General features: G+C 41.5%; 9 protein-coding genes. 6 read left to right on the top strand and 3 right to left on the bottom strand.

Annotation, left to right across the window (positions count from 1 at the left end):
- Positions 1-320: 320 nt before the first annotated feature.
- Genes VM640_RS04740 through VM640_RS04715 form a run of 6 tightly spaced genes read left to right on the top strand, consistent with a single transcriptional unit; the run spans position 321 to position 6,813 of the window.
- Positions 321-1,982 carry a spore germination protein gene (locus VM640_RS04740; RefSeq protein ID WP_325390271.1) on the top strand — a complete coding sequence of 554 codons (1,662 nt, stop codon included), beginning with the start codon at positions 321-323 and terminating at the stop codon, positions 1,980-1,982.
- Between the two features lies 1 nt (position 1,983).
- A complete protein-coding gene (locus VM640_RS04735; RefSeq protein WP_325390270.1) occupies positions 1,984-3,069 on the top strand; it encodes a GerAB/ArcD/ProY family transporter in 1,086 nt (361 codons plus the stop codon).
- 7 nt (positions 3,070-3,076) lie between these two features.
- Entirely contained in the window at positions 3,077-4,246 is a 1,170-nt protein-coding gene (locus tag VM640_RS04730; RefSeq protein WP_325390269.1) for a Ger(x)C family spore germination protein, read from the top strand.
- An 18-nt stretch (positions 4,247-4,264) separates the two neighbouring features.
- A complete protein-coding gene (locus tag VM640_RS04725) occupies positions 4,265-4,474 on the top strand; it encodes a hypothetical protein (RefSeq protein WP_325390268.1) in 210 nt (69 codons plus the stop codon).
- A gap of 54 nt (positions 4,475-4,528) precedes the next feature.
- Positions 4,529-5,629 (top strand): GerAB/ArcD/ProY family transporter, encoded by a 1,101-nt coding sequence (locus VM640_RS04720; RefSeq protein ID WP_325390267.1) that lies wholly within the window; start codon positions 4,529-4,531, stop codon positions 5,627-5,629.
- Positions 5,626-6,813 (top strand): Ger(x)C family spore germination protein, encoded by a 1,188-nt coding sequence (locus VM640_RS04715; RefSeq protein ID WP_325390266.1) that lies wholly within the window; start codon positions 5,626-5,628, stop codon positions 6,811-6,813. Before VM640_RS04720 ends, VM640_RS04715 begins: the two co-directional genes overlap by 4 nt.
- 187 nt (positions 6,814-7,000) lie before the next feature.
- Here VM640_RS04715 and VM640_RS17135 read toward each other — a convergent pair whose 3' ends face one another.
- The 3 genes from VM640_RS17135 to VM640_RS04705 form a co-directional block, all read right to left on the bottom strand.
- On the bottom strand, positions 7,001-7,117 hold the full coding sequence (locus VM640_RS17135; protein WP_414647903.1) for an Hsp20/alpha crystallin family protein: 117 nt from the start codon (positions 7,115-7,117) through the stop codon (positions 7,001-7,003).
- Between the two features lie 94 nt (positions 7,118-7,211).
- On the bottom strand, positions 7,212-7,727 hold the full coding sequence (locus VM640_RS04710) for a hypothetical protein (protein ID WP_325390265.1): 516 nt from the start codon (positions 7,725-7,727) through the stop codon (positions 7,212-7,214).
- Positions 7,728-8,298: 571 nt separating this feature from the next.
- A partial coding sequence (locus VM640_RS04705; protein WP_325390264.1) for a hypothetical protein occupies positions 8,299-8,663 on the bottom strand: 365 nt, incomplete at its 5' end.

Here is an 8,663-nt window from a genome sequence, read left to right as displayed (position 1 = left end):
TTAACATTTTCTCTCTTTCAAGTCAAGTGTTAATTTCGAGTCCGGCTTGCACCCGCCTGCATTGCTGCTGGCTTGGAATGTCTGTTCCGTGGCGCTCAATTAGAATATCACAGTGGGTCATGGGTGTCAATAACTAAATTTAATTATGTCCTAAATATATGCTAATCCTCAAATCTAATATATGCCAATATATGTTAATTATGCTAGATGTGTTAATTCATTCTTACAAATACAAAGTCCCAGCCCCTTGAGCGATAGCATAAAAGAATTACTTTTAAAGATACTAAGTACTATAAATAAATTACAACCGTGGAGTTTATATGCCAATAAAAAAGCTTGTTGATGGATTGAATAAACGTAAATATAGATCGAGACGCCAACAACAAAGTGCAAATGACCCAGGTCTCAATCGAACTAATTCTCCGAACGGCTCTCTGCTCGACTCTCAACCTGACGTTCAAGACACCTCACAGGCTAATTCAGATTCACTTACAGGAGATTTAGTCAAGGACCTCCATACCGTTCAGAGCATTTTTGAAGAATCCAGCGACCTGATTACTCGGGAGTTTAAGATTGGCGCTACTGAATCAATTAAGGCCTTTATCGTCATGCTCAATGGGCTTATTGATGTTAAAGCGGTGAATGCTGACCTTATTAAACCCTTGATGTTTTTAGAACATGACATTAACAAAAATAATGTGTTAGCCGTCATTAAGGGAAATGCACTTTCTGTTGCCATGGTAAAAGAAGGCCACTCTTTCGCAGAAGTGACTGATTCCATATTATCAGGAGATACCGTCTTATTTATTGAGGATTCGGAGATTGCGCTAATTGCCTCTCTACGGGGAGGGGAACGGAGATCTGTTGAGGAATCGAAAACCGAATCCATAGTCCGAGGACCACGCGAAGGTTTTGTAGAGAATCTCAGTACCAATATGGCTCTTTTGCGAAGAAAAATGAAAAACCCCGCTCTTAAATTCTCTGAACTACAGATTGGCAGCCAGACAAAAACGACCGTCTGTGTAGCTTACCTCAAAGGAATTGCCAATGAAAAAGTCGTGGAGGAGATAAAAAATAGGCTTAAAAGGATAGACACCGATTCGATCTTAGAATCTGGATATATCGAAGCCTTTATTGAAGATGGACCCCTTTCCCTTTTTCCGACCGTTGGAAATGCCGAAAAGCCGGATATTGTCAGTGCGAAACTTTTAGAAGGTCGAGTCGCAATTTTAGTTGATGGAACTCCCTTTGTCCTAACGGTTCCCTACTTATTTATTGAAGCCTTTCAAAACGCTGAAGATTATTATACCCGACCCTATTACGCCACGTTCATCCGTTGGCTGCGTTGGCTGGCTTTCTTTTTAACAACGTTAACACCTGCATTATATGTGGCCATCACGACCTTCCACCAGGAATTTTTGCCACCTGCACTGCTCGTGAGTATCGCAGCGGCTGAAGAAGGAACACCTTTCCCAGCCATGGTTGAGGCCCTCCTCATGCAAACCATTTATGAAATTCTAAGGGAAGCAGGACTTCGTTTACCCCGACCCGTTGGCCAAGCGGTAAGTATTGTGGGAGTACTCGTGATTGGGGATGCTGCTATCTCATCGGGGCTCGTTGGCGCACCCATGGTCGTTGTGACCGCCCTGACTGCCATATCTTCGTTTGTGGTCCCATCTTTAACTGACGTCAGTACCATTGTCCGGTTCATACTCATCCTCTTGGCTGGGTTTTCGGGATTATATGGGGTGGTGTTAGGATTTATTGCCTTCATGACTCACCAAATATCACTTCGTTCGCTAGGAGTACCCTATATGTCCCCTTTAGCCCCCTCCACTTTTTCGGATCTAAAGGATGTAGTAATTCGTGCACCCTTATGGGCAATGCTCACTCGCCCCCGTGTGATTGGGGGGGGGAATCCGAATAGGAGAAAGCCTAACCTCAGGCCAACTCCGCCTGATGAGCAAAAAGGAGAAAGCTAGCATGCTGGAAGAAGGTCGAATTACCTACAAGCAATTGATTCTACTCATCTTCTTAAGCCGAATCATTGTTACGATTAATTATCTCCCAGCATTGAACGAACCACCGCTAAACCAGGATGTCTGGCTATCTGAGCTATTGTTTTTTCCTCTACAATTATTACTAGCGCTCCCTGTATATATTCTGTGGAAGAGATTCCCCAATCAAACGATTATTCAGTATAGCCAAATAATCGCTGGAAAACTCGGCAAACTGGCAGGAGTCTTAATTATTTGGTATTTTTTGCATAGTACAGCCATCTCTTTAGCCCAATTCAGTCTCTTCCTTACGAGTGCTGTCATGTCCGAAACACCCATCCTCTTTTTTGCATTGACTCTCGTCCTTGTCTGTGCATATGCCACCCGAAAGGGACTTGAAGTGATTAGCCGTTTATCCGAGTTATTTGCACCACTTATCATAATTACCTTTATCTCGGTTACTTTTCTCTTGGCTAAGGATATGAACCTCAAAACACTAACACCTATCCTAGAAAAGGGAGTCCTGCCCGTATTTAATGGCAGCTTGATCTATAGCGCTAGATCCGTCGAAGTTTTAGGGTTAGCCATGCTTCTTCCCTATCTGAACAACCGTCAAAAAGTTAAGAGGGTCTTTATCCTCAGTTTCGGTTTAATCTCCCTCTTCTTTGTCCTTATAACGATTCCTGTCCTTACGGTATTCGGAGTAACAGAAGCTAGAAGGCTCACTTTCCCCGACTATTCGGTTATCCAACTCGTTAATGTTGGTGATTTTCTAGAACGTATCGAATCCGTGCATATGGCGATATGGATCTTAGGTACCTTTATTAAAGTGACCTTTCTGTACTATCTAACAGTCCTGGGCTTAAGTCAACTCTTGAATTTAAAAGACTATCGACCTTTGATTCTGCCAACCGGCACAATTCTTATCCCGTTAAGCCTCTTAATTGCTCCTAGCCTTGTTGAGTTAGAAGCGTTCACTTCTTACAAAATATTTGTCTGGTATTCCTTCTTTTTCATTCTATTGATTCCATCCCTTCTTGTTCTAACCGCAATCATCCGAAAAAAGGGGTAAAGTCAAAATGAAGAAGCTAATTCCAATCTATATCTTTTGTATATTACTATCGAGTATGCTAACAGGCTGCTGGAACAGAAGAGAAATCGATACTCTGGCTATTGTTCAAGCGTTAGGAATCGATCGAGCGGAGGATGATCAAGTCAGTTTTTCCGCTCAAATACTCAAACCCAGTCAGGTCAAAGCATCAGAGAAAGGGGGTACCGGGGTATGGGTCGTTACAAGCACTGGGGAAACGGTTTTTGATGCCATCAGAAATGCTGCTCTCAAAACGGACCGGAAGTTATTTTTCCCGCATAATAAGGTGATCATCCTGAGTGAGGAAACAGCTAAAGCAGGAATTACACCCCTCCTTGATTTTTTGAGACGGGACAATGAGCCACGTAGACTTGCCTATGTCTTTATTGCCAGGGGAAAAGCAAAAGATATCCTCGTCGGAGAACATGAACAGGAAAAAATTCCGGGCAAAGCCATTGAAACTTTAGCCAAAACAAGTGTCATTACTTCCCATCTCCCCAAAAGAGATTTAAAAGATTTGCTTGAAACCTTAGGTAGCAAAACAAGCAGTTCCGTTGTCCCCGGCATTAAAATCCAAAAGAAAATTGAAAATGGAACTTCAAAAGAAGTCGTTGTCTTGGACGATACGGCAATCTTCAAAAAAGATAAACTGATCGGATGGTTTGATCACACCGAAACCCGCGGACTCCTTTGGGTGTTGGGCGAGATAAAAAGTGGAATTATCGTGGTGAAATCACCCAAAGAAGAAACGAAGAACGTCAGTCTGGAAATTATTAAAACCTCTACTCAGCTTAAGCCGGAGATCACGGAGGGTAAGCTGACCATAACTGTCCAGGTCAAAGAAGAAGGAAATCTAGCTGAACAAATGTCCGAAGTAGATTTAACTAAGCCCGATACCTTCGCTGAATTGGAAAAAAGGCAAACTACTGTAATCAAAGAAGAAATCCAGGCCACCCTCACCAAGTCCCAAGCGTGGGGAGTCGATATTTTTAAATTTGGCGAGGAATTCCATCGGAAGTATCCCCAAGAGTGGCCAAAACTTGAAAAGAACTGGGATGAAGAATTCCCTAAGGTAGAGGTTAACCTCGAAGTCGTCGCCCGTCTTAGCCGGGTAGGTATTAGCACCACCCCTATGAAACCAGAAGAATCGAATAAATAGAAGGAGAACAATAAAAGGATGAAAGTCTTTGTAGTGTTACTACTTTTTGCCACCATAGCGCTCTACGAAATCCCGGGACTTATGCGCAAAAAGGAATGGCCTGAACTCATAACCTCCTCTGTGCTTCTCGCGATTGGCTTTACCCTTTCCTTTCTTCAGGTCATTGGAGTGGACGTTCCCAATCCGAATAAAGGGATCGAATATTTGATCAAACTGTTGACTTCCTAAGCTTCTTTCTCTGAGTTTATAATCTCAAGCATTTCATAAAGCGAGGCCTACAGCATGATAGAAGGTGGCAAAATCTCCTATAAACAAATGATCTTGCTTGTATTTGTCAGCAGGATTATTGGTTGGATTGCCTTTCTCCCGGTTATATTAGCTTCACCCGCTAATCAAGATGTATGGATAGATTGCTTGATGGCAGCTCCAATTCATTTAATCGTAGCACTTCCAGTCTATCTATTATTTAAGAAGTTTCCTAACCAAACGCTTTACGAGTACAGCCAAGCCATTACTGGGAAAATAGGTCAATGGGTGGTAGGAATCCTTTATATCTGGTTTTTTATTCATATGGCTGCTTTAAATCTAAGCAACTTTTCCGAATTCTTTACAACAATAATTATGCCTGAAACCCCTTCTCTTTTTTTCGTGATTACCTTAACTCTTGTTTCTGCTTATGCAGCCCATAAAGGGATTGAGGTCTTGGGCCGTCTCTCAGAATTCATCGCGCCGATTATCATGATAGCCCTCATTGGAGTTGTCTTATTGCTGGTCAAAGATATGGATCTTAAAGAGTTAACACCGATCCTGGAAAAAGGGATCTATCCTTCAATTCTTACTGGCTTATCCCCTGTGGCCCAAACCGTAGAAATCATCGGGCTTGCCATAATTTTTCCTTTTATCAATGATCGTCAGAAAATAAAAAAGGTTTATATATTCACTCCCTTGTTACTAGGACTCTTTCTTTTTATCCTAACCATCTCAGTAATTGCCCTCTTAGGAGATGATTTAGCTAAAAGTCTTACTTATCCCTTCTATAGCATCGTGCGGTTAGTTCATGTGGGTAATTTCTTAGAGCGGATCGAAGCAATCCATGTTGCAGTCTGGATTTTAGGAATGTTTATTAAAACAGCCTTTTATTATTATCTAATCGTACTCGGACTAGCCCAGCTTTTCCATCTCAAAGACTATAAACCACTGATTCTTCCTACAGGAACAATTATTGTTTCTTTATCGAATGTGTTAGGCCAAAGCATTGTCGAATTAAGGGAATTTATTTCTTTTAATATTTACACTTGGTATACCCTGTTTTTTATTCTGTTCATACCCTCCCTACTGCTCTTGACCGCGACCATCCGGAAAAAAGGAGAACGTTCAAGATGAAAAGACGAATCCTTATTTACATTCTCTGTCTAGCGCTACCCTTCGTCTTGACAGGCTGTTGGAACAGAAAAGAATTAAGTACGCTTTCTGTTGTTCAAGCGATTGGTATCGATAAGCTGGAAGATGGTCAAATTAACCTCACCCTTCAGCTTCTCAAGCCCGCTGAAATTAAGGGGTCGTCAGGAATGAAAGGTGGAGGTACTGGTGGCGGTGGAAAAAGTGTTTGGGTCGTAACAGTCACGGGGCAAACTGTCTTTGATGCGATCCGGAGTGCCACTCACCAAGTCGATCGCAGATCACTCTTTAGCCAAAACAAGGTAATCGTCATTGGTGAAGTAGCAGCCAAAGCCGGGATTGCGCCACTGCTTGATCTTGCAATTCGTGATTCTGAGCTTCGAGAGCTCGCCTATATTTTTATCGCCAAAGGTAAAGCCCAAGATATCATTGAAGCAGAAAATGAACAAGAAAAGGTTCCTGCTAAAGCCCTCGAAAACTTAGCCAAGGCGACGCGTGTCACATCGAAGGCTCCCGAAATAACCTTGTTCGATCTTATGAAAAGTCTAGTCAGTAGAACAAGTTCCCCTTTCCTTCCCGGACTAGAATTAGTGGATCGACCAGAAGGCACAACGATAAAAAAGCAAGTTGAACTTTGTGGAACCGCCGTTTTTAAGAGAGATAAGCTTGTCGGCTGGCTCGATGGGAAAGAATCACGAGGGCTTCTCTGGGTTTTAGGAAAGGTAAAAAGCGGGATTATCGTGGTGGAGTCGCCTGACGCCGAAACTAAAAAGGTAGCTTTGGAAATCATTCGCGCATCGAGCAAAGTCACGCCGGAGATGACAGACGGAAAACTGACGGTAACGGTTGAGGTGAAAGAGGAAGGCAATCTTGGCGAGCAAATGTCTCAAGTTGACTTAACCAAGCCAGTTACCTTTAAGGCACTCGAAGAAAAACAGGCTGCTGTCATAAATGATGAGATCAGCGCCGCCCTGGATAAGGCCCAAGAATGGGGAATTGATCTCTTTAAATTTGGCGTGGAGTACCATCGTAAATTTCCTGCCGAATACCCGGAGCTTGAAAAAAACTGGGAAGAAGAATTTAAGAATATCGCGATCAATATTGAAGTTGATGCCAAACTTTCCAGAGTAGGTTTAAGTACTACGCCTGTAAATGCAGAAGAAGAGTAAAACGAATGAGCTGAAACTAGAGCCGTTTAGAAGTGAATCTTTCACACATGTTAACATTTGTGCAGGCAATTGCCGGCACCAGACAGACAGTAGGGTCGTACCAGCTTTAGTTCGATACCTTCCATCGAATTAAAGTTGATACGACCCTATACGCTTGATTCTATTTCACTTGATAAGGTAGATTTCATCATTGAATTTCAATCTGTTTACCCTTATTATTCCCTTGCTCTTTCTTAGGAAGGGTAACGGATAAAACTCCATTCTCGAACTTCGCTTTAACATCTTCAACTTTGACATTAGAAATGGCACCTCACCAGCTTCGGATGTTGCAGACTTTCATGATGTGGCGGGCTGTATGTACAAGGCTCGGGGACGTATTCACAGGAATGAGATTCCATTTATTCATCTTCAATCAAGAAATCTAACAACCATTTACCATCCTTTAATATGAAAAAGAAATTTAGAGTATGCGTCCCTTCCGTTTGAGAACCTCCAGATATTATTTCGTATATCGATAAAAATTCATCCTTCTTGTCATTTGTAAACATATAGGCTCTTTGTCTAAGGCTGTATTTATTCTCAGGATTCTTAGGAATAATAAAATCTTTATAATTTTGCTTTTTATAGATCAGTTTATCTCCACGAATTGTTACATTATCGGATATTTTGTTCTTTACATATTCGGTATCACCTTCTTCTAAATGAGTTAGAATATCGTGAGCCCATACGTCTAAAATATTCCGTAGTTCATAAGTTTCTTTCCAAGTCGTTAATTCTTCGTTTGTTTTCTGGAGTTCTTGATTCAATTCTCTATTTTGTTTGGTCAGAATAGAAACGTTAGAGGACGCTACTAGAGAAATCGATAAAATAGCAATTGCTAAAATTAAATAAGCAACCTTTTTGATATTTAGCACCTCCTCATGCACCAAACATGATCTACTAATTCATGATCTATTTATGATTGATTTCAAATGAATATAACGTCGACGGAGGAGCATGTGGCACAGAGACATATACCAAAAGAAGTTATTCGGCATTAGATGATGAGCTTGCTAGTAGATTCCAAAGTCGTTTAGTAACCACTTTTGTTCCATTGACAGGGGGGTGAATTTCCAACAAATTATGCCGGTTCTGCCGCTTAAGAAAATTATTATAACCCTTCATGTACGGGTAGTGGGCATATTTATCTATTTTTTACGCTATGTTTCCAAGAGGCATCTTATTAGGTATGAATTAGTCAATATGTTAAATTTTATATGTTTTCAAACCATTGTACATAAAAAGAACCAAAGTGTAAATAAATTTCATCTCAAATTTTCTTCAATTTGTTTCTGGATTTCCCAAAACCCGGGAATGGTGTTAACATCATAGTTTCTCAATTCTACCAAGAGTTTGTACCATAATTCTTGTGAAAGGTCAGCACGTTTTTGAAGATTAGTTTGATACAGAGCACTTTAATTTTAGGTTAAAATGCCCCCATGATAACTATTCACTGGATGGCTTCATATCTATCAGCCCTGGAGGATAACTCACCGTGTTCGGTATACGAAAATGATAGGAGATATCTTTTTCGGACAAGCCGCACGCCACAAAGAATTGCTGATCGGCGCCGGCGTACATGTGGAACATTTTTACGCAATAAAAAGCAAAGAGACTACCTTTCAAGATAGTCTCTTCACATTTACCTGGCGATGACTTACTTTCCCAGAACCCTGCGGTCCAAGGAGGGCGGTGCCTTTGGTTTTCCTCACTCGCCGCGGCACCTGCCCCGAAACCATCCACTGGATGGTTTCGTATCAGCCCTGGAGGTCTTAACTTCCGTGTTCGGTATACGAAAGTGTCCAGTGGAC

Origin of the sequence: Desulfitobacterium sp. (assembly GCF_035539115.1) — a bacterium.
GTDB lineage: Bacteria > Bacillota > Desulfitobacteriia > Desulfitobacteriales > Desulfitobacteriaceae > Desulfitobacterium_A.
This window is presented reverse-complemented; position numbering and strand designations above follow the sequence as displayed.